35 protein-coding genes and 2 pseudogenes are annotated in these 22,009 nt (G+C 70.5%); 2 read left to right on the forward strand and 35 right to left on the reverse strand.

The genetic code is table 11. The annotated features are described in order from the left end of the window. Position 1: 1 nt before the first annotated feature. Positions 2-829 carry a formate dehydrogenase accessory sulfurtransferase FdhD gene (gene fdhD / locus DQ239_RS03575; protein ID WP_113833298.1) on the reverse strand — a complete coding sequence of 276 codons (828 nt, stop codon included), beginning with the start codon at positions 827-829 and terminating at the stop codon, positions 2-4. Positions 830-867: 38 nt separating this feature from the next. Between fdhD and DQ239_RS03580 the strand changes: the two genes are divergently transcribed. Beyond that, complete coding sequence (locus DQ239_RS03580) at positions 868-1,458, forward strand: NTP transferase domain-containing protein (protein ID WP_113832887.1); 591 nt, start codon at positions 868-870, stop codon at positions 1,456-1,458. 10 nt (positions 1,459-1,468) lie between these two features. Continuing rightward, on the forward strand, positions 1,469-2,131 hold the full coding sequence (locus DQ239_RS03585; protein WP_113832888.1) for an NAD(P)-binding oxidoreductase: 663 nt from the start codon (positions 1,469-1,471) through the stop codon (positions 2,129-2,131). 17 nt (positions 2,132-2,148) lie between these two features. Here DQ239_RS03585 and truA read toward each other — a convergent pair whose 3' ends face one another. From truA to tuf, 34 genes and pseudogenes are all read right to left on the reverse strand, one after another. Beyond that, positions 2,149-3,000, reverse strand: coding sequence for a tRNA pseudouridine(38-40) synthase TruA (gene truA, locus DQ239_RS03590; protein WP_348519321.1), 852 nt, complete (start codon positions 2,998-3,000; stop codon positions 2,149-2,151). Further along, complete coding sequence (locus DQ239_RS20265; protein ID WP_158544779.1) at positions 2,997-3,380, reverse strand: hypothetical protein; 384 nt, start codon at positions 3,378-3,380, stop codon at positions 2,997-2,999. Before DQ239_RS20265 ends, truA begins: the two co-directional genes overlap by 4 nt. Positions 3,381-3,643: 263 nt before the next feature. Further along, a pseudogene (gene rplQ, locus DQ239_RS20815) lies at positions 3,644-3,994 on the reverse strand (50S ribosomal protein L17); the annotation flags it as partial. Positions 3,995-4,115: 121 nt separating this feature from the next. After that, complete coding sequence (locus tag DQ239_RS03605; protein WP_113832891.1) at positions 4,116-5,192, reverse strand: DNA-directed RNA polymerase subunit alpha; 1,077 nt, start codon at positions 5,190-5,192, stop codon at positions 4,116-4,118. Between the two features lie 102 nt (positions 5,193-5,294). Beyond that, positions 5,295-5,921, reverse strand: coding sequence for a 30S ribosomal protein S4 (rpsD, locus tag DQ239_RS03610; protein ID WP_113832892.1), 627 nt, complete (start codon positions 5,919-5,921; stop codon positions 5,295-5,297). A gap of 34 nt (positions 5,922-5,955) precedes the next feature. Next, complete coding sequence (gene rpsK, locus DQ239_RS03615) at positions 5,956-6,363, reverse strand: 30S ribosomal protein S11 (protein WP_026857037.1); 408 nt, start codon at positions 6,361-6,363, stop codon at positions 5,956-5,958. Between the two features lie 119 nt (positions 6,364-6,482). Then, complete coding sequence (gene rpsM / locus DQ239_RS03620) at positions 6,483-6,857, reverse strand: 30S ribosomal protein S13 (RefSeq protein WP_091770117.1); 375 nt, start codon at positions 6,855-6,857, stop codon at positions 6,483-6,485. A gap of 14 nt (positions 6,858-6,871) precedes the next feature. Continuing rightward, positions 6,872-6,985, reverse strand: coding sequence for a 50S ribosomal protein L36 (rpmJ, locus tag DQ239_RS03625; RefSeq protein ID WP_012950458.1), 114 nt, complete (start codon positions 6,983-6,985; stop codon positions 6,872-6,874). Positions 6,986-7,055: 70 nt separating this feature from the next. After that, a complete protein-coding gene (gene infA, locus DQ239_RS03630) occupies positions 7,056-7,277 on the reverse strand; it encodes a translation initiation factor IF-1 (protein ID WP_012950459.1) in 222 nt (73 codons plus the stop codon). 244 nt (positions 7,278-7,521) lie between these two features. Further along, entirely contained in the window at positions 7,522-8,391 is an 870-nt protein-coding gene (gene map, locus DQ239_RS03635) for a type I methionyl aminopeptidase (RefSeq protein ID WP_233488705.1), read from the reverse strand. A gap of 12 nt (positions 8,392-8,403) precedes the next feature. Next, complete coding sequence (locus tag DQ239_RS03640; RefSeq protein ID WP_113832893.1) at positions 8,404-9,024, reverse strand: adenylate kinase; 621 nt, start codon at positions 9,022-9,024, stop codon at positions 8,404-8,406. Beyond that, a complete protein-coding gene (gene secY, locus DQ239_RS03645) occupies positions 9,024-10,334 on the reverse strand; it encodes a preprotein translocase subunit SecY (RefSeq protein ID WP_113832894.1) in 1,311 nt (436 codons plus the stop codon). Before secY ends, DQ239_RS03640 begins: the two co-directional genes overlap by 1 nt. 128 nt (positions 10,335-10,462) lie before the next feature. Continuing rightward, complete coding sequence (gene rplO, locus DQ239_RS03650) at positions 10,463-10,906, reverse strand: 50S ribosomal protein L15 (RefSeq protein WP_113832895.1); 444 nt, start codon at positions 10,904-10,906, stop codon at positions 10,463-10,465. Positions 10,907-10,919: 13 nt separating this feature from the next. After that, positions 10,920-11,099 carry a 50S ribosomal protein L30 gene (gene rpmD / locus DQ239_RS03655; RefSeq protein ID WP_026857031.1) on the reverse strand — a complete coding sequence of 60 codons (180 nt, stop codon included), beginning with the start codon at positions 11,097-11,099 and terminating at the stop codon, positions 10,920-10,922. A 1-nt stretch (position 11,100) separates the two neighbouring features. Then, positions 11,101-11,724 carry a 30S ribosomal protein S5 gene (gene rpsE, locus DQ239_RS03660; protein WP_040338538.1) on the reverse strand — a complete coding sequence of 208 codons (624 nt, stop codon included), beginning with the start codon at positions 11,722-11,724 and terminating at the stop codon, positions 11,101-11,103. Between the two features lie 49 nt (positions 11,725-11,773). Next, entirely contained in the window at positions 11,774-12,175 is a 402-nt protein-coding gene (rplR, locus tag DQ239_RS03665) for a 50S ribosomal protein L18 (RefSeq protein ID WP_113832896.1), read from the reverse strand. After that, on the reverse strand, positions 12,175-12,714 hold the full coding sequence (gene rplF, locus DQ239_RS03670) for a 50S ribosomal protein L6 (protein ID WP_113832897.1): 540 nt from the start codon (positions 12,712-12,714) through the stop codon (positions 12,175-12,177). The genes rplR and rplF overlap by 1 nt, the downstream gene beginning before the upstream one ends. 15 nt (positions 12,715-12,729) lie before the next feature. Then, the gene (gene rpsH / locus DQ239_RS03675) at positions 12,730-13,140 is read right to left on the reverse strand and encodes a 30S ribosomal protein S8 (protein ID WP_113832898.1); all 411 of its coding nucleotides are present in this window, start codon (positions 13,138-13,140) and stop codon (positions 12,730-12,732) included. Between the two features lie 163 nt (positions 13,141-13,303). Further along, positions 13,304-13,489: a type Z 30S ribosomal protein S14 gene (locus DQ239_RS03680; RefSeq protein ID WP_091981751.1), complete on the reverse strand. Its 186-nt coding sequence runs from the start codon at positions 13,487-13,489 to the stop codon at positions 13,304-13,306. A 19-nt stretch (positions 13,490-13,508) separates the two neighbouring features. Then, a complete protein-coding gene (rplE, locus tag DQ239_RS03685) occupies positions 13,509-14,063 on the reverse strand; it encodes a 50S ribosomal protein L5 (RefSeq protein WP_233488768.1) in 555 nt (184 codons plus the stop codon). A 32-nt stretch (positions 14,064-14,095) separates the two neighbouring features. Beyond that, positions 14,096-14,410, reverse strand: a complete 315-nt coding sequence (gene rplX, locus DQ239_RS03690; protein ID WP_113833301.1) for a 50S ribosomal protein L24 — start codon at positions 14,408-14,410, stop codon at positions 14,096-14,098. A 35-nt stretch (positions 14,411-14,445) separates the two neighbouring features. Next, entirely contained in the window at positions 14,446-14,814 is a 369-nt protein-coding gene (gene rplN / locus DQ239_RS03695) for a 50S ribosomal protein L14 (protein WP_091770139.1), read from the reverse strand. Between the two features lie 204 nt (positions 14,815-15,018). Further along, a complete protein-coding gene (gene rpsQ / locus DQ239_RS03700; protein WP_113832900.1) occupies positions 15,019-15,309 on the reverse strand; it encodes a 30S ribosomal protein S17 in 291 nt (96 codons plus the stop codon). Continuing rightward, entirely contained in the window at positions 15,306-15,539 is a 234-nt protein-coding gene (gene rpmC, locus DQ239_RS03705; RefSeq protein ID WP_097194642.1) for a 50S ribosomal protein L29, read from the reverse strand. Before rpmC ends, rpsQ begins: the two co-directional genes overlap by 4 nt. After that, positions 15,539-15,955, reverse strand: coding sequence for a 50S ribosomal protein L16 (rplP, locus tag DQ239_RS03710; RefSeq protein WP_104523783.1), 417 nt, complete (start codon positions 15,953-15,955; stop codon positions 15,539-15,541). The genes rpmC and rplP overlap by 1 nt, the downstream gene beginning before the upstream one ends. Positions 15,956-15,958: 3 nt before the next feature. After that, complete coding sequence (gene rpsC, locus DQ239_RS03715; RefSeq protein WP_113832901.1) at positions 15,959-16,882, reverse strand: 30S ribosomal protein S3; 924 nt, start codon at positions 16,880-16,882, stop codon at positions 15,959-15,961. A gap of 113 nt (positions 16,883-16,995) precedes the next feature. After that, a pseudogene (gene rplV / locus DQ239_RS03720) lies at positions 16,996-17,343 on the reverse strand (50S ribosomal protein L22); the annotation flags it as partial. 20 nt (positions 17,344-17,363) lie between these two features. After that, on the reverse strand, positions 17,364-17,645 hold the full coding sequence (gene rpsS, locus DQ239_RS03725) for a 30S ribosomal protein S19 (RefSeq protein WP_029340037.1): 282 nt from the start codon (positions 17,643-17,645) through the stop codon (positions 17,364-17,366). A gap of 38 nt (positions 17,646-17,683) precedes the next feature. Next, complete coding sequence (rplB, locus tag DQ239_RS03730) at positions 17,684-18,517, reverse strand: 50S ribosomal protein L2 (RefSeq protein WP_075013309.1); 834 nt, start codon at positions 18,515-18,517, stop codon at positions 17,684-17,686. A gap of 54 nt (positions 18,518-18,571) precedes the next feature. Further along, the gene (gene rplW / locus DQ239_RS03735; RefSeq protein ID WP_113832903.1) at positions 18,572-18,874 is read right to left on the reverse strand and encodes a 50S ribosomal protein L23; all 303 of its coding nucleotides are present in this window, start codon (positions 18,872-18,874) and stop codon (positions 18,572-18,574) included. Further along, positions 18,871-19,656, reverse strand: a complete 786-nt coding sequence (gene rplD, locus DQ239_RS03740; protein ID WP_199582598.1) for a 50S ribosomal protein L4 — start codon at positions 19,654-19,656, stop codon at positions 18,871-18,873. Before rplD ends, rplW begins: the two co-directional genes overlap by 4 nt. Beyond that, a complete protein-coding gene (gene rplC / locus DQ239_RS03745; protein WP_113832904.1) occupies positions 19,653-20,318 on the reverse strand; it encodes a 50S ribosomal protein L3 in 666 nt (221 codons plus the stop codon). The genes rplD and rplC overlap by 4 nt, the downstream gene beginning before the upstream one ends. Positions 20,319-20,333: 15 nt before the next feature. Continuing rightward, positions 20,334-20,639, reverse strand: a complete 306-nt coding sequence (rpsJ, locus tag DQ239_RS03750) for a 30S ribosomal protein S10 (RefSeq protein ID WP_014377994.1) — start codon at positions 20,637-20,639, stop codon at positions 20,334-20,336. 124 nt (positions 20,640-20,763) lie between these two features. After that, positions 20,764-21,957 (reverse strand): elongation factor Tu, encoded by a 1,194-nt coding sequence (gene tuf, locus DQ239_RS03755; RefSeq protein WP_113832905.1) that lies wholly within the window; start codon positions 21,955-21,957, stop codon positions 20,764-20,766. Between the last annotated feature and the right edge of the window lie 52 nt (positions 21,958-22,009).

The following is a 22,009-nucleotide window of genomic DNA, read 5'->3' on the forward strand; positions in this document are numbered from 1 at the left end:
GTCAGTCCAGCGCGATCCGCTCGGTGTGCGTGTAGACGTTGCACCCGTCGCCGCGCAGGAAGCCGACGAGCGTGATGCCGACCTCGCGGGCCAGCTCCACCGCCAGGGACGACGGCGCCGACACCGCTGCGAGCACCGGGATGCCGGCCATCGCCGCCTTCTGGGTGAGCTCGAAGCTGGCCCGCCCGCTGACCATGAGCACGTGCCCGGCCAGCGGCAGGCGGCCCGCCCGGACGCCGTCCCCGATGACCTTGTCCACCGCGTTGTGCCGACCGACGTCCTCCCGCAGGGCGACGAGCTCCCCGTCGGCGCCGAACAGGCCGGCGGCGTGCAGGCCCCCCGTCTTCTCGAAGACCTCCTGCTGCGCCCGCAGCCGGTCCGGCAGCGTCAGCAGCGTGTCCAGCGGCAGCCGGACGGCGTCCGCCGCCACGTCGTGGACGGTCTTCGTGCGGATCGCGTCGATGCTCGCCTTGCCGCAGACGCCGCAGGAGCTGGACGTGTAGAAGTTCCGCTCCAGCCCGGTGTCCGGGATCGGGACGCCCGGCGCGAGATCGACGTCCACCACGTTGTAGGTGTTGCGGCCGTCGTCGTCGACCGAGTCGCAGTAGCGCAGGCCGGCGACGTCGTCCGGGCCGGCGATGACGCCCTCGGTGGCCAGGAAGCCGTGCACCAGGTCAAAGTCGTCGCCCGGCGTGCGCATGGTGACCGCCAGCGGCGCGCCGGCCAGCCGGATCTCCAGCGGCTCCTCGGCGGCCACCGTGTCGGGTCGGGTGGTGTGCTGCGCTCCTCGGATGCGCAGCACCGGCGTCCGGCTGGTGACTCGTCCCACGGCAGCGACGGTACCCACGCGACCCCTACCGTGACGCCGTGGACGAACTCCCCCCGTACGCCGCCCTCGTGCTGGCGGGTGGTCGCGCGGTCCGCCTGGGCGGCGAGGCCAAGCCGCAGCTGGAGGTCGGGGGTCGCACCATGCTCGCCGCCGTGCTCGGCGCGGTCGCCGACGCGGAGCGTCGCGTCGTGGTCGGCCCTCCGCAGCCGGTCCCCGAGGACGTCGTCGTCGTCCGCGAGCAGCCACCCGGCGGCGGGCCCGTGGCGGCGCTGCGGGCTGGCCTCCCCGCGGTCGGCAGCGACGTCGTCGCCCTGCTGGCCGGCGACCTGCCCTTCCTGTCCGCCGCGCTGCTCGGGCAGCTCCGCACTGCGCTGGCCGGCGACGGCGTCCTGGTCGTCGACGACGGAGGCCGCGACCAGTTCCTGCTCGGCGTGTGGCGGACGGCGGCCCTGCGCGCGGCCTTGCCCGCCCCCGGCGGGCCGACGTCGTTGCGGCAGGTGCTGGCTCCGCTGGCCGTCGACCGCCTCCGCCCGACCGTCCTCCCGGGCGCACCCCCACCATGGCTGGACTGCGACACCCCGGCCGATCTGGAGCGCGCCCGGGCGGTAGCGGCGGACCTCGACGGGTAGAGGGGCGGTCATGCGCATCGTCATCGCCGGCGCCCACGGTCAGGTCGCCCGTCGGCTCGGCCGCCTGCTGTCCGGCCGCGGGGACGCCGTCGTCGGTGTCATCCGCAACCCCGACCACGCCGCGGACCTGGAGAGCGACGGCGTCCTGCCGGTGGCCCTCGACCTCGAGTCCACGACCGTCGACGAGCTCGCCGACGTGGTCCGCGGCGCCGACGCCGTCGTGTTCGCGGCCGGCGCGGGCCCGGGCAGCGGCGAGGCCCGCAAGCACACCGTCGACCACGCCGCCGCCGTACTGCTCGCCCACGCCGCGGAACGGGCGGGGGTGCGGCCCTACGTGCTGGTCTCCTCGATGGGCGTCGAGCGGGCCCGCGAGGGGACGCCGCAGGGCGTCGACCCGGTGATGGCCGTGTACCTGCAGGCCAAGCTGCGCGCCGAGGACGAGATCCTCCCCCGGGAGGCGCTGGCCACCACGATCCTGCGCCCGGGTGGGCTCACCGACGACCCGGGCACCGGGCGGGTGACCCTGGGCCACGGGATCGGCTACGGCAGCGTGCCGCGCGACGACGTCGCCGCCGTGCTGGTGGCCCTGATCGACGCCCGCCGCGACGGCGCCGTCGTGGAACTGGTCGCCGGCGACACTCCCGTTGATGAGGCGGTCGCTGGCGTGCCCTGAGCGAGGCGCGGTTCCCTTCAGCCGCGGCGGGCGCGGGTGAGCAGGGTGCGGTCGGCCAGCATGTCGTCGGGCGGGTAGTCGACACCGACGAGCGTCAGCCCCCCGGCCGGGGCCACCGGCACCTCGCTGGCCCGCTCCTCGCGCGCCAGCAGGCCGGCCGGCCAGTCGGGCGCCCGCCGCCCCTCACCGACCGCCGTGAGCGCCCCCACGAGGCTGCGCACCATGGAGTGGCAGAACGCGTCGGCCGAGGCGGAGATCGTCACCAGCTCGCCGGTGCGGGCCACGTCCAGCGCGAGCAGGGTGCGGATGGTCGTGGCGCCCTCGCGGCGGCGGCAGAAGGCGGCGAAGTCGTGCTCGCCCAGCAGCAGCGCGGCCGCCGTCGCCATGGCACCGGCGTCGAGGGTGCGCGGCCAGGCGACCGTGTCGGCCCGCCGCAGCGGCGGAGGCCCCCAGACCGCGTCGGTCAGCCGGTAGACGTAGTGCCGCCCCAGGGCCCCGAACCGCGCGTCGAAGTCCGGGTGCGCCGCCACCACCGCGGGGACGGCGATGTCCGGGGGCAGGACCCCGCGCAGCCGCCGCACCAGCCGGTCGCGGTGCTCGTCCCACAGCTCACGGGGGACGTCGCAGTGCGCGACCTGGCCGGTGGCGTGCACGCCGGCGTCGGTACGGCCGGCGACGGTCAGCTCGACCGGGGTCCGCAGCACCGTTCCGAGCGCGTGCTCGAGGTCCCCCTGGACCGTGCGCTGCGCGGGCTGGCGGGCCCAGCCGTGCAGGGCGGTGCCGTCGTAGCTGACCGAGAGACGAAGACGGACGAGCCCGCCACCGGTGTCGGTGACGGGCTCGCCCGGGTGCTCGGTGTGCAGCGTCAGCGCGGGTCGGGAGCCGACTCGCCGCCGGGGGCGTGCAGGCCCGCGGTGGCCGCGTCGCCCTGCTCGGCGGCGTTCACCTCGGCCGCGGCCGCCTCGGCGAGCTCCGGCGAGATGTCGTCGCCCTCGACGACCACGCCGTTCTCCGCGGTGGGCTGGCGCTCGACGTCACCGTCGTCCTGACGCTCGCCGTCGGGGGTGAAGACGTCGGTGACGACCTGGCGGGCCTCCTCGGTGACGCTGCCGTCGACCACGGCCGGGGAGGTGTCCCCGCCGGGGCCGGTGGTCTCGCCCTCGAAGGTCGCCCCCTGGTCGCCGCCGCCGGCCTGCACGCCCGCGGCGCCGGCACCGGGCTCGGGCCCGGTACCCGTGGAGCTGGTCACTTCGCGTCCGTCTCGGGCTCGGCCTCCGCGACCGCCTCGGCCTCATCGGCCGGCGCGTCGGCGGCGGCCTCGTCGGGAGCGGCGGCGTCGGCCTCGTCCGGGGTGGCGACGGCGTCGGCGTCCGCGGACTCGTCGGCCAGGGCCGGCTCGACGGCGTCGGCGGTGACCTCACCGGAGGCGGCGGCCGCGCCGGCGCCGGCGGCGAACCGCGTGCCGCGGGCCCGCTCGGCCTCGCCGACGGCCTGCTGCGCGACGGTCAGCGCCTCGACCAGCTCGATGACCGCCATCGGGGCGTTGTCGCCCTTGCGCGGGCCGATCTTGGTGATGCGGGTGTAGCCGCCCGGCCGGTTCGCGAAGCGCGGACCGATCTCGGCGAAGAGGGTGTGCACGACGTCCTTGTCGCGGATCGTCGTCATCACCTGGCGGCGGGCGTGCAGGTCACCGCGCTTGGCGAAGGTCACCAGCTTCTCGGCCAGGGGACGCAGCCGCTTGGCCTTGGCCTCGGTGGTCGTGATCCGCCCGTGCTCGAACAGCGACGTGGCCAGGTTGGCCAGCATCAGCCGCTGGTGCGCGGGGGATCCGCCGAGACGGGGACCCTTGGTGGGGGTGGGCATGTCGGTCCTTCCTCAGGCTGCCGGCCGGTGCGAGGGGCGGCTGCGATGGTGACGTGCTGTGGGCCCCCTCCCCGGGCCCCGCCCGGCGCAGGGCGCCGGGCGGGGAGGGAGAGGTCCTTGTTCAGAGCTGCTCGGTCTCCTGGTAGGAGCCCTCGTCGTACTGGCCCTGCTCGTAGCCGGGGGCGAACTCGCCGGTGCCCTGGTAGGCGTCGGTCTCGTAGCCCTCGTCGTAGCTCTCGATCGAGGTCGGGATGAATCCGGGCGGGCTGTCCTTGAGGGCCAGGCCCATCGCCGCGAGCTTCATCTTGACCTCGTCGATCGACTTCGCGCCGAAGTTGCGGATGTCGAGCAGGTCGGCCTCGGAACGGGTGACGAGCTCACCGACGGTGTGCACGCCCTCGCGCTTGAGGCAGTTGTAGGACCGGACGGTGAGGTCCATGTCCTCGATCGGCATCGAGAAGTTCGCGATGTCGGCGGCCTCGGCCGGGCTGGGCCCGACCTCGATGCCCTCGGCGTCCACGTTGAGCTCGCGCAGCAGACCGAAGAGCTCGACCAGCGTCGACCCGGCCGACGCGATGGCGTCGCGGGGGGCGATGGAGGGCTTGGTCTCGACGTCGACCACGAGGCGGTCGAAGTCGGTGCGCTGCTCGACGCGGGTCGCCTCGACGGCGTAGGTGACCTTGAGGACCGGCGAGTAGATCGAGTCGACGGGGATGCGACCGATCTCCTGGCCGGGCTGCTTGTTCTGCGGCGCCGGGACGTACCCGCGACCGCGCTCGACGACGAGCTCCACCTCGAGGCGGCCCTTGCCGTTGAGCGTGGCGATGTGCAGGTCGGGGTTGTGCACCTCGACACCGGCCGGCGGCGCGATGTCCGCGGCGGTGACCTCACCGGGGCCCTGCTTGCGCAGGTACATGGTCACCGGCTCGTCGGAGTCGGAGCTGACGACCAGGCCCTTGAGGTTGAGGATGAGCTCGGTGACGTCCTCCTTGACGCCCGGCACGGTGGTGAACTCGTGCAGGGTGCCCTCGATGCGGATGCTGGTGACAGCAGCGCCGGGGATCGAGGACAGCAGCGTGCGCCGCAGGGAGTTGCCGAGGGTGTAGCCGAAGCCGGGCTCGAGGGGCTCGATGACGAATCGCGACCGCGACTCGGTGATCGTCTCCTCGGTGAGCGTGGGGCGCTGTGCGATGAGCACGGTGGTTCTCCTTCACAGTCCTCCGGCGACCGCCATATGACGCCGTGAGGTGGGTGGTGCAGGCGGGGCGGACATCTGTCCGACCGCCCCGCCGTGGTGCGCTTACTTGGAGTAGAGCTCCACGATCAGCTGCTCCTGAACCGGGGTGTCGATCACCTGACGGGCCGGGATGTTGTGCACGAGCACGCGCAGCTGGCTGCTGATGACCTCGAGCCACGGGGGCACGGGGCGCTCGCCGGCGCGGGCCTGGGCGACCTCGAACGGCAGCATCGTGCGCGACTTCTCGGCCACCTCGACGATGTCGTTCTCCGTCACGCGGTAGGACGGGATGTCGACCTTGCGGCCGTTGACCCGGATGTGGCCGTGGCGCACCAGCTGGCGCGCCATGTCGCGGGACTCGGCGAAGCCGGCCCGGTAGACCACGTTGTCCAGGCGCGACTCCAGGATCTGGAGCAGGACCTCACCGGTCTTGCCGCTCTTGCGGTTGGCCTCTTCGTAGTAGCCGCGGAACTGCTTCTCCAGCACGCCGTAGATGCGGCGGGCCTTCTGCTTCTCGCGCAGCTGCAGCAGGTACTCGCTGTCCTTGGTGCGGCCGCGGCCGTGCTCGCCCGGCGGGTAGGGCCGGATCTCGATCGGGCACTTCGCGGACTCGCACTTGCTGCCCTTGAGGAACAGCTTCATCTTCTCGCGCCGGCAGAGGCGGCAGTCGGCTCCGGTGTAGCGGGCCACGTCAGTTCTCCAGTTTCGTCTCGTCAGTGACCGGTCAGACCCGGCGGCGCTTCTTGGGGCGGCAGCCGTTGTGCGGCTGCGGCGTCACGTCCTGGATCTGCCCGACCTCGAGGCCGGTGGCCTGCAGGGAACGGATGGCCGTCTCGCGACCGGAGCCAGGGCCCTTCACGAAGACGTCGACCTTGCGCATGCCGTGCTCCTGCGCCTTGCGCGCCGCGTTCTCGGCAGCCATCTGAGCCGCGAACGGCGTGGACTTGCGCGAGCCCTTGAAGCCGACGTGGCCGGCGGAGGCCCAGCTGATCACGTTGCCGTTCGGGTCGGTGATCGACACGATCGTGTTGTTGAACGTGCTCTTGATGTGCGCGGCGCCGTGGGCGACGTTCTTCTTCTCCTTGCGGCGGACCTTCTTGGCACCAGCCGCGGTGCGAGCCCTGGGAGGCATGTCTCTCCGGTTTCCTTCAGTTGCTGTGGCCTGGGGGTGCTGCCTCGAGGCAGCGCACGCCGGGTGCGGTCACTCCCGCCCTCACGGGTCGCCGTGACGGCGCCCCGGCGTGCTGGGGATCAGCGAGCCTTCTTCTTGCCCGCGATGGTCTTGCGCGGGCCCTTGCTCGAGCGCGCGTTGGTCTTGGTGCGCTGGCCGTGGACGGGCAGTCCACGACGGTGACGCAGCCCCTGGTAGCAGCCGATCTCCACCTTTCGGCGGATGTCGGCGGCCACCTCGCGGCGCAGGTCACCCTCGACGCGGAAGTGCTCGTCGATGTAGTCGCGCAGCTTCAGCAGGTCCTCGTCGCCGAGGTCCTTGACGCGCAGGTCGGGGCTGACGCCCGTCGCGGCCAGGGTCTCCTTGGCGTGGGTCTTGCCGATGCCGTAGATGTAGGTGAGCGCGACCTCCAACCGCTTCTCGCGGGGGAGGTCGACGCCTGCCAGTCGTGCCATGTTCAGGTACTCCCTCAGCCCTGGCGCTGCTTGTGCCGGGCGTTGTCGCAGATGACCATGACCCGGCCGTGCCGGCGGATCACCTTGCACTTGTCGCAGATCTTCTTCACCGACGGCTGGACCTTCACCGGTGCCGCCCCTCATTCCTCGATCGTGTGCCGGCCGCGGTCCCTGCCGGTGGCAGGTGCAGCCGAGCGGTTACTTGTAGCGGTAGACGATGCGACCGCGGGTCAGGTCGTAGGGCGAGAGCTCCACGACCACGCGGTCCTCGGGCAGGATGCGGATGTAGTGCTGACGCATCTTGCCGCTGATGTGGGCGAGCACCCGGTGCCCGTTCTGCAGTTCGACCCGGAACATCGCATTGGGCAGCGGCTCGACGACGCGACCCTCGACCTCGATGGCCCCGTCCTTCTTCGCCATGCCCTACACGCGCTCCTTGACTCGGTGGTACTCGTACCTCGCTCCGGCGCCCACGGGTGGACCCGGGACGACGAGCGCGGTGATTGCAGAACAGGTGGTGCAGGCGCTGTCGCAGAGGGCGTTCCCCGTCACGCGGCCACAGCACGACGAAAGAACGGCGCTAGCGCCACAGGGAATCGTACCTGACGGCACACCAGTCACCAACCGGCCCCCGTGAGGGCTGGGACACCCCGGGGAGCGGTCTTCAGGTACGGGGCGTGATGCCGAACGGCGCGAGCCCCGCGATCCCGCCGTCCTCGGCCGTGAGGACCCACGGGCCCTCCGGGGTGATGGCGACGGTGTGCTCGAAGTGGGCTGCGCGCGACCCGTCCTTGGTGACGACGGTCCAGCCGTCGTCCAGCTCGACGGTCGCCGGGTCCCCCACGGTCACCATGGGCTCGATCGCGAGCGCGAGCCCGGGCACCAGCTTGGGCCCGCGGCCGGGACGCCCGTAGTTGAGGATGTGCGGGTCCTGGTGCATCTCGGTGCCGATGCCGTGCCCGCCGTAGTTGTCGACGATCCCGTAGGGGTGCTCGTGGGCCCGGATCGACTCCTCGACGGCGGCGCTGATGTCGGTGAGCCGTCCGCCGGCGATCGCACGAGCCAGGCCGGCCCACATCGACCGTTCGGTGACCTCCAGCAGGGCGGCGTCCTCCGGGGAGGGCTCCCCCACCGTCACGGTCACCGCGGAGTCGCTGTGCCAGCCCTGCAGGACCGCCCCGCAGTCGATGGAGATGTTGTCCCCCGCGGCGAGCGTCCGCTCCGGGTCCGGGATGCCGTGGACCACCTCGTCGTTGATCGACGCGCAGATGGTCCCGGTGAACCCGTGGTAGCCCAGGAAGTTCGACACCGCTCCGTGCGACCGGATGTGGTCGGCCGCGATCGCGTCCAGCTCACCGGTCGTGACCCCGGGACGCACGGCGGCCTTCACCGCGGCCAGCGCTCCGGCCGTCACGAGCCCGGAGGCGCGCATGAGCTCGAGCTCCTGCGCCGTCTTGATCTGGATCATCCGTCCACTCCACTTCGCCAGCAGCGGCACCCGCGCCAGCAGCGCCGAGCGACGGTCGCCGTGCACTGCCGGCCTCGCTCAGGCGTCGGCCGGGGCCGCGCTGGTGTCGGGGTCCTCGGGGTCGACGCCCAGTGCGTGCAGCGCCCGGGCCGTGACCTCCTCCACGGAGCCGATCGCGTCGATCTGCGACAGCAGCCCCACCCGCTCGTAGAACCCGGACAGCGGTGCGGTCTGTTCCCGGTAGACCTCCAGGCGGTGCCGGACGGTCTCGGGCTTGTCGTCGTCGCGCTGGACCATCTGCCCGTCGACGAGCATGCGCCGACCGGACAGCCGGCGGACGAGCTCCTCCTCCTCGACGACCAGCTCCAGCACCCGGTCCAGCCCGTGGCCGAGGTCGGCGAGGGACTCGGCCAGCTGCTCGGCCTGCGCGATGGTGCGCGGGAAGCCGTCGAGCAGGAACCCGGCCTTGGCGTCGGGCTCGGCGAGACGGTCCTTGACCATGGCGACGGTGACCTCGTCGGGGACCAGGTCACCGGCGTCCATGAACACCTTGGCCTTGAGCCCGAGCTCGGTCTGCCCGCTGACGTTCGCCCGGAAGATGTCTCCCGTGGAGATCGCCGGGACGGCGAGGCGGCCGGCGATGAACTGCGCCTGGGTGCCCTTGCCCGCTCCGGGGGGCCCCAGCAGGACGACGCGCACTACTTCAGGAACCCTTCGTAGTTGCGCTGGTTCAACTGCGTCTCGATCTGCTTCACCGTCTCCAACCCCACTCCGACCATGATCAGCACGGCGGTCCCGCCGAACGGGAAGTTCTGGTTCTGCCCCTCCTGCGTCACCGCGAGGAAGAAGTTCGGCAGCACGGCCACGATGCCGAGGTAGAGCGCGCCCGGCAGCGTGATGCGGGACAGCACGTACTGCAGGTATTCCGCCGTCGGGCGGCCCGGCCGGATCCCGGGGATGAAGCCGCCGTAGCGCTTCATGTCGTCGGCCCGCTCCTCGGGGTTGAACGTGATCGACACGTAGAAGTACGTGAAGAAGACGATCAGCGCGAAGTAGAGCGCGACGTGCACCGGGCTGCTCTGGTCGATGATGTAGTTCTCGAAGAACTGGCGGACCGAGCCCGTGTCGTCGCCCTGGAGCTGGCTGATGAGCTGCGGCAGGTACAGCAGCGACGAGGCGAAGATGACCGGGATGACGCCGGCCTGGTTGACCTTCAGCGGCAGGTACGTGGACGTCCCGCCGTACATCCGCCGGCCCACCATCCGTTTGGCGTACTGGACGGGGATGCGCCGCTGGGCCTGTTCGACGTACACGACCGCGCCGATGATGAGGACCGCGAAGGCGCACACCACGGAGAACACGAGGACGCCGCGGTTCTGCAGGATCGAGCCGCCCTCGGCGGGGATGCGGGCGGCGATCGAGGTGAAGATCAGCACGGACATACCGTTGCCGATCCCCCGCTCGGTCAGCAGCTCGCCCAGCCACATGATCAGCGCGGTGCCGGCCGTGAGCGCGACCACCAGCACGATCGTCGTCCACACGGAATCCGAGGGGATGATCGGCTCGGAGCAGCCCGGGAACAGCTGGCCGCTGCGGGCCAGGGCGATGATGCCGGTGCTCTGAAGGACCGCCAGGGCGATCGTGAGGTAGCGGGTGTACTGCGTCAGCTTGGCCTGACCGGACTGGCCTTCCTTCTTCAACTGCTCGAAGCGCGGGATGACCACGACCAGCAGCTGCACGATGATGCTCGCGGTGATGTACGGCATGATGCCGAGCGCGAACACCGACAGGCGCAGCAGCGCGCCCCCGGAGAAGAGGTTGACCAGCGAGTAGATGTCGCGCTGGGAGCCGGCCTCGGCCAGCTCGAGGCAGTTGTTGATCGCCTCGACCGAGACCCCTGGCCCGGGCACCTGGGCGCCCAGCCGGTACACGGCGATGATCGCCAGGGAGAACAGCAGCTTGCGCCGGAGATCTGGCGTCCGGAACGCCGCGGCGAACGCCTGCAGCACGAGCCCTCCCCTTGTCGGTCGACCGAGATTAGCAACGGGCCCGTCCCGCGATGCGGGACGGGCCCGTGATGGCCCCCTGCAGGGGCCCGCCGCGAGCGTGCGAGCGGCGGGGGCAGGGAGGTCCGCTGTCAGAGAACGGTGGTGCTGCCCCCGGCCGCGCCGATCTTCTCGGCCGCGGACGAGGAGAAGGCGTGCGCCGAGACGTCGACCTTGATACCGCCGAGCTCACCGGTGCCCAGCACCTTCACCGGCTGGTTGCGGCGGACCGCTCCGGCGTCGGCGAGGGTGTCGGGGTCGACCGTCCCGCCCTGCGGGAAGAGCGCGGCGATCCGGTCGAGGTTGACGACCTGGAACACGACCTTGTTCGGGGACGTGAAGCCCGAGAGCTTGGGCAGCCGCATGTGCAGCGGGGTCTGCCCACCCTCGAACCGGGCGTGCGTGTTGCCACGCGCGCCGGTGCCCTTGGTGCCGCGACCGGCGGTCTTGCCCTTGGAGCCCTCACCGCGACCCACGCGGGTCTTGGCGGTGTGGGCGCCCGGGGCGGGACGCAGGTGGTGGACCTTGAGAGTCATGGTGTGTCTTCCCTCAGACTTCTTCGACGCGCACGAGGTGCGGCACCGTCGCGACCATCCCGCGGATCTCGGGACGGTCCTCCTGGACGACCGAGTCGTTGATCCGCTTGAGGCCCAGGGACCGCAGCGTCTGACGCTGGTTGGGCTTGGTGCCGATGCCCGACTTGATCTGCGTGACCTTCAGCTGCGCCATGTCAGACCCCCTGGCCCGCACGGGCACGGAGCATGGCCGCCGGGGCGACGTCCTCCAGGGGCAGACCGCGGCGGGCCGCGATCTCCTCGGGACGGACGAGGTCCTTCAGCGCCTGCATCGTGGCGTGCACGATGTTGATCGGGTTCGAGGACCCGAGGCTCTTAGAGAGCACGTCGTGGATGCCGGCGCACTCGAGGACGGCGCGCACCGGGCCACCGGCGATGACACCGGTACCGGGGCTGGCCGGCTTGAGCAGCACGACGCCGGCCGCCGCCTCACCCTGCACCGGGTGCGGGATGGTGCTGGCGATGCGCGGCACCTTGTAGAAGTGCTTCTTGGCCTCCTCGACACCCTTGGCGATCGCCGCGGGCACCTCCTTGGCCTTGCCGTAGCCGACGCCCACGGTGCCGTCGCCGTCGCCCACGATCACCAGGGCGGTGAAGCTGAAGCGACGACCACCCTTGACGACCTTGGACACCCGGTTGATGGCGACCACGCGCTCGATGTAGTTGCTCTTCTCGGCCGGTGCGCCACCGGGGCCGCGGCCGCCGTCGCGACGGTCACGACGGTCGTTGCCGCCGCCCGCGCCACCGGCGCCACCGCCGCGTCGCTGTGGTCCTGGCATCAGACGTCCCTCTCGATCTGCTCGCTCGTGCTGCTGGTGTGGGTGGTCATCAGAAGTCCAGCCCACCCTCGCGTGCACCGTCGGCCAGGGCGGCGATGCGCCCGGCGTACCGGTTGCCGCCGCGGTCGAAGACGACGGCGGTCACGCCGGCGGCCTTCGCGCGCTCGGCGATCTGGGCACCCACCTGGCGGGCCAGGGCGGACTTGTCGCCCTCCTCGCCGCGGAGCCCCATCGTCGAGGCGCTGGCCAGCGTGCGGCCCACGGTGTCGTCGACGAGCTGCACGTGGATGTGCCGCGACGAGCGCTTGACCACCAGGCGCGGACGCTCCGGCGTGCCCGTGACGCGCTTGCGCAGGCGGTTGTGACGACGCAGCCGCGAGGTGCGGCGGGCCGTGCTGATGTCGGTGCCGACGGGCTTGTGCACCCGAGCGGACTTCTCTGCGGTTGCCATCACTTACCCGTCTTCCCGACCTTGCGCTTGACGACCTCGCCCTGGTACCGCACGCCCTTGCCCTTGTAGGGGTCGGGCTTGCGGATCTTGCGGATCTTGGCGGCGACCTCGCCGACCTGCTGCTTGTCGATGCCCGTGACCCGCAGGCGGGTGGGCGACTCGACCGCGAAGGTGATCCCCTCGGGGGCCTTCACCGGCACCGGGTGGCTGAAGCCCAGCGCGAACTCGAGGTCGGAGCCGCGCGCCTGGACGCGGTAACCGACGCCGACGATCTCGAGGGTCTTGGTGTAGCCCTCGGTGACGCCGGTGATCATGTTGGCGATGAGCGTCCGGGAGAGGCCGTGGAGGGCCCGGTTCTGGCGCTCGTCGTTGGGACGCTGCACGCGCAGCGTGCCGTCCTCGTCCCGCTCGACCGTAATCGGCGCGGCGACGGTGTGGGTCAGCGAGCCCTTGGGGCCCTTCACGCTGACGGCCTGGCCGTCGATGGTGACGTCGACACCGCTCGGGACGGCGATGGGGAGTCGTCCGATTCGTGACATGGCTCGTTCGCTCCCTTACCAGACGTAGGCGAGGACTTCCCCACCCACGCCCTTCTTGTTCGCTTGCTTGTCCGTCAGCAGCCCGGTCGAGGTCGAGATGATGGCCACGCCGAGGCCACCGAGGACCTTGGGCAGCGAGTTCGACTTCGCGTAGACCCGCAGACCGGGCTTCGACACGCGCCGGACGCCGGCGATGCTGCGCTCGCGGTTGGGGCCGTACTTCAGGTCGATCTGCAGCTGCTTGAAGGTGCTGCCGTCCTTCTCGACGTCCGAGACGTTCCAGCCGGCGATGTAGCCCTCCTGCTGGAGGATCTCGGCGATGTGCGTCTTGAGCTTCGAGGACGGCATGACCGTGCTGTCGTGGTACGCCTGGTTGGCGTTCCGCAGCCGCGTGAGCATGTCCGCGATCGGGTCGGTCATCGTCATGTCAGGTGGTGCCTCTCTCGCCGCGGTTCCTCGTGCGCCGGGTCTCGGGGACTTGGCGCCGGGCCTCTCGGCGATCAGTGGTGCGTGGGTGACGTTCTGGAACGGCCTCGCTGCAGGGTCCCGCGCCGAGGTACGAGGCGTGGGGGGCAGCGTGGTCCTTCTGCTACCAGGAGCTCTTCTTCACGCCGGGGAGCTCCCCGGCGTGCGCCATCTCCCGCAGGCAGATCCGGCACAGGCCGAACTTGCGGAACACCGAGTGCGGACGCCCGCACCGCTGGCAGCGGGTGTAGCCACGGACCGCGAACTTCGGCTTGCGGGCCGCCTTGTTGATCAGCGCCTTCTTGGCCATTGCTTCTCTCCTGCCCGGCTCAGCGGACGGTCTGGATGACGGGCTGGCCGGCGAAGGGGAAGCCGAGCTGGCGGAGCAGCTCGCGACCCTCCTCGTCGGTGGTGGCGGTGGTGACCAGCGTGATGTCCATGCCGCGCTGCCGGTCGATCTTGTCGACGTCGATCTCGCGGAACATCGACTGCTCGTTCAGCCCGAACGTGTAGTTGCCGTGACCGTCGAACTGCTTGGCGTTCAGGCCGCGGAAGTCACGGATGCGGGGCAGGGCCAGCGACAGCAGACGGTCGAGGAACTCCCACATGCGGTCGCCGCGCAGGGTGACCTTCGCGCCGATGGGCATGCCCTCGCGCAGCTTGAACTGCGCGATGGACTTGCGGGCCCGGACGACGGCCGGCTTCTGGCCGGTGATGGCGGTGAGGTCGCGGACCGCGCCGTCCATCAGCTTGGCGTCGCGGGTGGCCTCGCCCACGCCCATGTTGACCACGATCTTGGTCAGGCGCGGGATCTGCATGACGTTGTCGTAGCCGAACTCGTTCTGCAGCGCGGGGACGATGTTCTCGCGGTAGTTGGCGAGCATGCGGGGCAGCTCGCGGGACGGTGCGCTCATGTTCAGAGGTCCTTACCGGTGCGCCGCGAGACCCGGATGTTGCGGCCTTCCTCGTCCTTGCGGTAGCCGACCCGGGTCGGCTTGTCCTCGGAGTCGATCACCATCACGTTGCTCACGTGGATGGGAGCCTCCTGCGTGACGATCCCGCCCTGCTGGGCGCCGCGCTGGTTCGAGCTGATGCGGGTGTGCTTCTTGACCCGCCCCACGCCCTCGACCAGGACCTTCTGGAGCTTCGGGTAGGCGGCGATGACGCGGCCCTTGGCACCCTTGTCCTTGCCGGCGAGCACGAGGACCGTGTCGCCCTTCTTGACCTTCATGGACGGCGCCTTGCCGTTGCTGCTGGCAGCCATGATCACAGCACCTCCGGGGCGAGCGAGATGATCCGCATGAAGCGCTTGTCGCGCAGCTCCCGGCCGACGGGCCCGAAGATGCGGGTCCCGCGGGGGTCGCCGCTGTCGCGGATGATGACCGCGGCGTTCTCGTCGAAGCGGATGTAGGACCCGTCCGGACGGCGGCGCTCCTTGACGGTGCGGACGATGACGGCCTTGACGACGTCACCCTTCTTCACACCGGCACCCGGCAGCGCGTCCTTCACGGTGGCGACGATGATGTCGCCGATGCCCGCGTAGCGTCGCCCCGAGCCGCCGAGCACCCGGATGCAGAGGATCTCCTTCGCACCGGTGTTGTCGGCGACACGCAGTCGCGACTCCTGCTGGATCACGTGCTACTCCCAAATACTTGTGGTGACAGCCGGGCCGGAACGGTGAACCGGCTGTCCGGCACCTCGTGCGGACGCACCGGCGGCCTGGGCCGCCGGTGCGTCATGAGCACGGGTACCGGGATGCAGCGCGCAGCACCCACAGCGGTGGGCTGCGCGCCAGTCGTCCAGGGTACTCCTACCCCTGCGGCCCCGGAGGGCCGCCTCTTACTTGGCCTTCTCGACGACCGAGACGAGCCGCCACCGCTTGGTGGCAGACAGCGGCCGGGTCTCCATGATCTGCACGCGGTCACCGACGCCGGCGACCCCCTGCTCGTCGTGGACCTTCAGCTTGGTCGTGCGACGGATGACCTTGCCGTAGAGGGCGTGCTTGACGCGGTCCTCCACCTCGACGACGACGGTCTTCTCCATCTTGTCGCTGACCACGAGGCCTTCGCGGACCTTGCGGTACCCGCGACCGGCCAGGCCGGGGCCCGACGCTTCCTGGGTCTCGCTCATGCCACACCCTCGTTCGGGGCGACCGAGAGACCCAGCTCGCGCTCGCGCATGATCGTGTAGATCCGGGCGATGTCGCGGCGGACGGTCTGCAGTCGCCGGTTGTTGTCCAGCTGGCCGGTGGCCACCTGGAACCGCAGGTTGAACAGTTCTTCCTTGGACTCACGCAGCCGCGAGGCGAGCTCGTCGGCCGAGAGCTCGCGCAGCTCGGGAGCGGTCAGACCGGCGGCCATCACACTTCTCCTTCACGCGTGATGAAGCGGCACTTCATCGGCAGCTTGTGGATCGCGCGGCGCATGGCCTCGCGGGCCACGGGCTCGGCGACACCGGACAGCTCGAACAGCACGCGGCCGGGCTTGACGTTGGCCACCCACCACTCGGGCGAGCCCTTACCGGAACCCATGCGGGTCTCGGCCGGCTTCTTGGTCAGCGGACGGTCCGGGTAGATCGAGATCCACACCTTTCCGCCACGCTTGATGTGCCGGGTCATCGCGATACGAGCGGACTCGATCTGCCGGTTGGTGACGTACGCCGGCTCGAGGGCCTGGATGGCGAACTCACCGAAGTTGATCTCGGTGCCACCCTTGGCCCGGCCCGAGCGGCTCGGGTGGTGCTGCTTGCGGTGCTTGACGCGCCGTGGGATGAGCATGGCTCAGCTCTCCGTGTTCTCGGTCGTCTCGGTGGCGGCGGTCTCGGCGGCCGCGGTGGCCTCCGGGCCGGCGACCTCGGCGACGGTCGTCTCCGGAGCGACGTCGCCGGAGGTGACGGCGACGGTGCTCTCGGCGGTGTCGGCGGCGGGCCCGGTCGAGGACTCCACCGCGGCGCGGCCGGCCTCGGTCCCACCGGCGGTCGTGCCGGAGGAGCCCGAACGGCGGGGGCGCTGGGGGCGCTCGCGACGCTGGCCCTGACGCTCGGCGAGCGCCTCGAGGGCGGCGCGCTCGGCACGCGATCCGCTGACGTCACCCTTGTAGATCCACACCTTGACGCCGATGCGGCCGAAGGTGGTGCGGGCTTCGTAGATGCCGTAGTCGATGTTCGCCCGCAGCGTGTGCAGGGGGACGCGACCCTCGCGGTAGAACTCCGAGCGGCTCATCTCGGTGCCGCCGAGGCGACCCGAGCACTGCACGCGGATGCCCTTGACCTGCGGGCTGCGCTGGGCCGACTGCATGGCCTTGCGCATGGCGCGCCGGAAGCTCACCCGGGAGGAGAGCTGCTCGGCCACGCCCTGGGCGACCAGCTGCGCGTCGGACTCGGGGTTCTTGACCTCAAGGATGTTCAGCTGCACCTGCTTGCCGGTGAGCTTCTCCAGCTCGCCGCGGATGCGGTCGGCCTCGGCGCCGCGGCGGCCGATGACGATGCCCGGACGCGCGGTGTGAATGTCGACGCGGACCCGGTCACGGGTGCGCTCGATCTCCACCTTGGAGATGCCGGCCCGCTCCATGCCCTTGGACATGAGCTTGCGGATCGCGACGTCTTCCTTGACGTAGTCCTTGTACAGCTTGTCCGCGTACCACCGGGACTTGTAGTCGGTGGTGATCCCGAGCCGGAACCCGTGCGGGTTGACCTTCTGACCCACTAGCGGGTCCCTCCCCTCGTGTTGTTCTGCTGGGTGGCCGGGCCGGACTGGCCGGTCTCCCGGCGCGCCTTGCGCGACTTCTGCGCGAGGACGTCGCTGCTGGCGACCTCGCTCACCTCGATGGTGATGTGGCTGGTCCGCTTGTTGATGCGGAACGCCCGGCCCTGCGCACGCGGACGGATCCGCTTGAGCGTCGGGCCCTCGTCGACGTAGGCGGCGCTGACGACCAGGGCGGCCGGGTCGAGCTGCAGGTTGTGCTCGGCGTTGGCGACCGCGCTCGCGACCACCTTCGCCACCGGCTCGCTGGCGCTCTGGGGGGCGTAGCGCAGCAGCGCCAGCGCCTCGTCGGTCGGCAGGTAGCGGACGAGGTCCACCACCCGGCGCGCCTTCATGGGGGTCACGCGGACGAAGCGGGCGGTAGCCCGCGCGACCGGTGCCTCCTGTCCCAACTGGGAAGTCATCGAAATCTCTCTCTACCTGGTCAGCCCCGCCGCGAGCGGCGGTCGTCCTTGATGTGCCCACGGAAGGTGCGGGTGGGCGCGAACTCGCCGAGCTTGTGCCCGACCATCGCCTCGGTCACGAACACCGGGACGTGCTTGCGGCCGTCGTGCACCGCGAGGGTGTGACCCAGCATGTCCGGGATGATCGTCGAACGACGTGACCAGGTGCGGATCACGTTCTTGGTGCCCTTCTCGTTCTGAGCGTCCACCTTCTTGAGCAGGTGGTCGTCGACGAAGGGGCCCTTCTTCAGGCTGCGTGGCATGTCTGTCGAGCTCTCCTCTTACCGCCGGGTTACCCGACTCAGCGCTTCTTGTTGGTGCGCCGGCGGCGCACGATCAGGGCGTCACTGGCCTTCCGCTTGCGCGTCCGGCCCTCCGGCTTGCCCTTCGGGTTCACCGGGTGGCGACCACCGGAGGTCTTGCCCTCACCACCACCGTGCGGGTGGTCGACCGGGTTCATGGCGACACCACGGACGGTCGGGCGCTTGCCCTTCCACCGCATGCGGCCGGCCTTGCCCCAGTTGATGTTCGACTGCTCGGCGTTGCCCACCTCGCCGACGGTCGCGCGGCAGCGCACGTCGACGTTGCGGATCTCGCCCGACGGCATGCGCAGCTGGGCGAACCGGCCCTCGCGGGCGACCAGCTGGACGCTGGTGCCTGCGGACCGGGCGATCTTCGCCCCGCCACCGGGACGGAGCTCGATGGCGTGAACCACGGTGCCGACGGGGATGTTCCGCAGCGGCAGATTGTTGCCCGGCTTGATGTCGGCCGCGGGGCCGCACTCGACGGTGTCGCCCTGCTTCAGCCGCGCCGGGGCGATGATGTAGCGCTTCTCCCCGTCGGCGAAGTGCAGCAGCGCGATCCGCGAGGTGCGGTTCGGGTCGTACTCGATGTGCGCGACCTTGGCCGGCACGCCGTCCTTGTCCGCCCGGCGGAAGTCGATGAGCCGGTAGGCGCGCTTGTGCCCACCGCCCTGGTGACGAGCGGTGACCTTGCCGTGGACGTTGCGCCCACCGCGGCCGTGCAGCGGCCGGACCAGCGACTTCTCGGGATGGTCGCGGGTGACCTCGGCGAAGTCGGCGACGCTGGAGCCGCGGCGGCCCGGCGTCGTCGGCTTGTACTTACGGATAGCCATTGCTGACTCAGTCCCTGTCTATTTCTCTGGTCCGTGGAGGGGGTCCGGGTGCCGTCAGGCGCCCGGGCCCCCGAAGATCTCGATGCGGTCGCCGGGGGCGACGGAGACGATGGCGCGCTTGGTGTCCTTGCGCTTGCCCATCCGCGTGCCCCGGCTGCGCTTGCGCTTGCCCTGGCGGTTGATCGTGTTCACGCCGAGGACCTTCACGTTGAAGATCTGCTCGACCGCGATCTTGATCTGCGTCTTGTTGGCCTCGGGCAGCACGATGAACGTGTACTGGTTGCTGTCCAGCAGCCCGTAGCTCTTCTCGGAGATGACCGGGGAGAGCAGCACGTCCCGGGGGTCGCGGACGCTCATGCCTGCTCCTCAGTGTCGTCGGTGTCGAGGTCGGTGGTGCCGTGGTCCGGCTCGACCGACGGGATGGCACCGGGGATGTGCGGCGTGCGGAGGTCCGGCTTCTCGACCTCGGCGCCCGTGCGCTTGCCCTTGGCCGGTCCGGCCACGAACTCGGCGAGCGCCGTCTCGGTGAAGACGACCTCGTCGGACACCAGCACGTCGTAGGTGTTGAGCTGGCCGGCCTCGATCAGGTGCACCTGCGGCAGGTTGCGCAGGCTCACCCAGTTGAGGACGTCGTCGCGGTCGAGGACCACGAGGACCTTGGCGGCCGTGGTGACGGCGGTGAGCGTCGCCAGGGCGGACTTGGTCTTCGGGGCGTCGCCGTCGACGAACGCCGACACGACGTGGACCCGGCCCTCGCGCGCCCGGTCGGAGAGGGCTCCGCGCAGGGCGGCGGCCTTCATCTTCTTGGGCGTCTTCTTGGTGTAGTCGCGCGGCACGGGGCCGTGCGCGACACCGCCGCCGGAGAACTGCGGTGCACGCAGCGAGCCCTGGCGGGCGCGACCGGTGCCCTTCTGGCGGTACGGCTTGGCGCCGGTACCGCTAACCTGGGCGCGGGTCTTGGTCGAGTGGGTGCCCTGGCGCGCGGCGGCCAGCTGGGCCACCACGACCTGGTGCATCAGCGAGACGTTCGCGTCGGCGTCGAAGAGCTCACCGGGCAGCGTGACGCTGCCGGAGGTCTCCCCCGCCGGGGTGCGCACGTCGACCTGGCGGTCGGTGCGCGTCTCGGTGGACTGGGTCACTTGGTGTCACTCCCCACGGGGCCGCCCTTGACGGCCGAACGGACGAGCACGAGGCCGCCCTTCGGGCCGGGGATCGCGCCCTTGATCAGCAGCAGACCGCGCTCGGTGTCCACCTTGTGGACGACCAGCGACAGCGTCGTCGTCTTCACGTGGCCCATGCGGCCGGCCATCTTCAGGCCCTTGAACACGCGACCGGGGGTCGACGCGCCACCGATGGAGCCCGGCGACCGGTGCTTGCGCTGCACGCCGTGCCCGGCGCCCAGGCCGCGGAACCCGTGCCGCTTCATGACACCGGCGGTGCCCTTGCCCTTGCTGGTGCCGATGACGTCGACCTTGGCCACGCCGTCGAACACCTCGGCGGTCAGCTCCTGGCCGACCGTGTACTCGCCGGCGTCCTTCGTGCGCAGTTCGACCAGGTGCCGCCGCGGCGTCACGCCCGCCTTGGTGAAGTGCCCGCCCTCGGGCTTGTTCACCTTGCGCGGGTCGATCTCGCCGAACCCGAGCTGGACGGCCGAGTAGCCGTCGACCTCAGGGGTGCGGACCTGGGTCACCACACAGGGGCCCGCCTTGACGACGGTCACCGGCACGAGGCGGTTGTTCTCGTCGAAGACCTGGGTCATCCCCAGCTTCTCGCCGAGGAGACCACGAAATGTGCTCGCCATGTCTGCTGACTGCCCTTACTGGATGTTGACGTCGACCGAGGCCGGCAGGTCGATGCGCATGAGCGCGTCGACCGTCTTCGGCGTCGGGTCGAGGATGTCGATGAGCCGCTTGTGCGTGCGCATCTCGAAGTGCTCGAACGAGTCCTTGTACTTGTGCGGCGACCGGATCACCGCGTACACGTTCTTCTCCGTCGGCAGCGGCACGGGGCCGACCACTCGGGCTCCGGTCTTCGTGACCGTCTCCACGATGCGTCGCGCCGAGGCGTCGATCGCCTCGTGGTCGTAGGCCTTCAGCCGGATGCGGATCTTCTGTCCCGCCATCGCTGTCTTCTGCTCCTGCCGATCGGTTGTGAAAGTTCGAGTGGGTCTGCTGACCCGGGGGGGTCCCGGGAGCGGGACCCGGTGGTGGGCGGCGGCCGGGTACGGCCGCCGCCCACCGGGGGTGTTACTTGAGGATCTTGGTGACCCGGCCGGCGCCCACGGTCCGCCCACCCTCACGGATGGCGAACTTGAGGCCCTCCTCCATGGCGATGGGCTGGATGAGCTCCACCGTCATCTCGGTGTTGTCGCCGGGCATGACCATCTCGGTGCCCGAGGGCAGGGTCACGACACCGGTGACGTCCGTCGTCCGGAAGTAGAACTGGGGACGGTAGTTGTTGAAGAACGGCGTGTGACGGCCACCCTCGTCCTTCGAGAGGATGTAGACCGAACCCTCGAAGTTGGTGTGCGGGGTGATCGAGCCGGGCTTCACGACGACTTGGCCGCGCTCCACGTCCTCGCGCTTGATGCCGCGGAGGAGCAGACCGACGTTGTCACCGGCCTGGCCCTGGTCGAGCAGCTTGCGGAACATCTCGACGCCGGTGACCGTGGTCTTCGTCGAACCCTCGCGGATACCGACGATCTCGATCTCCTCGGAGACCTTGACGATGCCACGCTCGACGCGGCCGGTGACGACCGTGCCACGACCGGTGATGGTGAAGACGTCCTCGACGGGCATGAGGAACGGCTTGTCGATGTCGCGCTCCGGCTCCGGGATCGCGGTGTCGACGGCGTTCATCAGCTCCATGAGCTTGTCGCCCCACTCGGCGTCGCCCTCGAGGGCCTTCAGCGCCGAGACGCGGACCACGGGGACGTCGTCGCCCGGGAACTCGTACTCGCTGAGCAGCTCGCGGACCTCGAGCTCGACGAGCTCCAGGATCTCCTCGTCGTCCACCATGTCGGCCTTGTTCAGGGCCACCACGATGTAGGGGACGCCGACCTGGCGGGCCAGGAGGACGTGCTCCTTGGTCTGCGGCATCGGGCCGTCGGTCGCCGCGACCACGAGGATCGCGCCGTCCATCTGGGCCGCACCGGTGATCATGTTCTTGATGTAGTCGGCGTGCCCGGGGCAGTCGACGTGCGCGTAGTGACGGTTCTCCGTCTGGTACTCGACGTGCGCGATCGAGATCGTGATGCCGCGGGCCTTCTCCTCGGGCGCCTTGTCGATCTGGTCGAAGGCGGACGCCTCGTTGAGGTCCGGGTACTTGTCGTGCAGGACCTTGGTGATCGCCGCGGTCAGCGTCGTCTTGCCGTGGTCGATGTGCCCGATGGTGCCGATGTTGACGTGCGGCTTGGTCCGCTCGAACTTGGCCTTGGCCACTGGGTTCCTCTCCTCGTGGTTACGCAGGTGGTGCGTGCTCTGGGGGTTGCGG

The sequence above is a fragment of the Blastococcus sp. TF02-09 genome, assembly GCF_003319105.1.
GTDB lineage: Bacteria > Actinomycetota > Actinomycetes > Mycobacteriales > Geodermatophilaceae > Blastococcus.

What these genes read in the sequence shown, in the direction of transcription:
- DQ239_RS03585 (WP_113832888.1), top strand. Translation starts at nt 1,469, where the DNA reads ATGCGCATCGTCATCGCCGGCGCCCACGGTCAGGTCGCCCGTCGGCTC.
- rpsK (WP_026857037.1), bottom strand. Translation starts at nt 6,363, where the DNA reads ATGCCTCCCAGGGCTCGCACCGCGGCTGGTGCCAAGAAGGTCCGCCGC.
- rpsM (WP_091770117.1), bottom strand. Translation starts at nt 6,857, where the DNA reads ATGGCACGACTGGCAGGCGTCGACCTCCCCCGCGAGAAGCGGTTGGAG.
- infA (WP_012950459.1), bottom strand. Translation starts at nt 7,277, where the DNA reads ATGGCGAAGAAGGACGGGGCCATCGAGGTCGAGGGTCGCGTCGTCGAG.
- rplO (WP_113832895.1), bottom strand. Translation starts at nt 10,906, where the DNA reads ATGACTCTCAAGGTCCACCACCTGCGTCCCGCCCCGGGCGCCCACACC.
- rpmD (WP_026857031.1), bottom strand. Translation starts at nt 11,099, where the DNA reads ATGGCGCAGCTGAAGGTCACGCAGATCAAGTCGGGCATCGGCACCAAG.
- rpsE (WP_040338538.1), bottom strand. Translation starts at nt 11,724, where the DNA reads ATGCCAGGACCACAGCGACGCGGCGGTGGCGCCGGTGGCGCGGGCGGC.
- rplR (WP_113832896.1), bottom strand. Translation starts at nt 12,175, where the DNA reads ATGGCAACCGCAGAGAAGTCCGCTCGGGTGCACAAGCCCGTCGGCACC.
- rplF (WP_113832897.1), bottom strand. Translation starts at nt 12,714, where the DNA reads ATGTCACGAATCGGACGACTCCCCATCGCCGTCCCGAGCGGTGTCGAC.
- rpsH (WP_113832898.1), bottom strand. Translation starts at nt 13,140, where the DNA reads ATGACGATGACCGACCCGATCGCGGACATGCTCACGCGGCTGCGGAAC.
- DQ239_RS03680 (WP_091981751.1), bottom strand. Translation starts at nt 13,489, where the DNA reads ATGGCCAAGAAGGCGCTGATCAACAAGGCGGCCCGCAAGCCGAAGTTC.
- rplE (WP_233488768.1), bottom strand. Translation starts at nt 14,063, where the DNA reads ATGCTCGCCAACTACCGCGAGAACATCGTCCCCGCGCTGCAGAACGAG.
- rplX (WP_113833301.1), bottom strand. Translation starts at nt 14,410, where the DNA reads ATGAAGGTCAAGAAGGGCGACACGGTCCTCGTGCTCGCCGGCAAGGAC.
- rpsQ (WP_113832900.1), bottom strand. Translation starts at nt 15,309, where the DNA reads ATGAGCGAGACCCAGGAAGCGTCGGGCCCCGGCCTGGCCGGTCGCGGG.
- rpmC (WP_097194642.1), bottom strand. Translation starts at nt 15,539, where the DNA reads ATGGCCGCCGGTCTGACCGCTCCCGAGCTGCGCGAGCTCTCGGCCGAC.
- rplP (WP_104523783.1), bottom strand. Translation starts at nt 15,955, where the DNA reads ATGCTCATCCCACGGCGCGTCAAGCACCGCAAGCAGCACCACCCGAGC.
- rpsS (WP_029340037.1), bottom strand. Translation starts at nt 17,645, where the DNA reads ATGCCACGCAGCCTGAAGAAGGGCCCCTTCGTCGACGACCACCTGCTC.
- rplB (WP_075013309.1), bottom strand. Translation starts at nt 18,517, where the DNA reads ATGGCTATCCGTAAGTACAAGCCGACGACGCCGGGCCGCCGCGGCTCC.
- rplW (WP_113832903.1), bottom strand. Translation starts at nt 18,874, where the DNA reads ATGAGCGTCCGCGACCCCCGGGACGTGCTGCTCTCCCCGGTCATCTCC.
- rplC (WP_113832904.1), bottom strand. Translation starts at nt 20,318, where the DNA reads ATGGCGAGCACATTTCGTGGTCTCCTCGGCGAGAAGCTGGGGATGACC.
- rpsJ (WP_014377994.1), bottom strand. Translation starts at nt 20,639, where the DNA reads ATGGCGGGACAGAAGATCCGCATCCGGCTGAAGGCCTACGACCACGAG.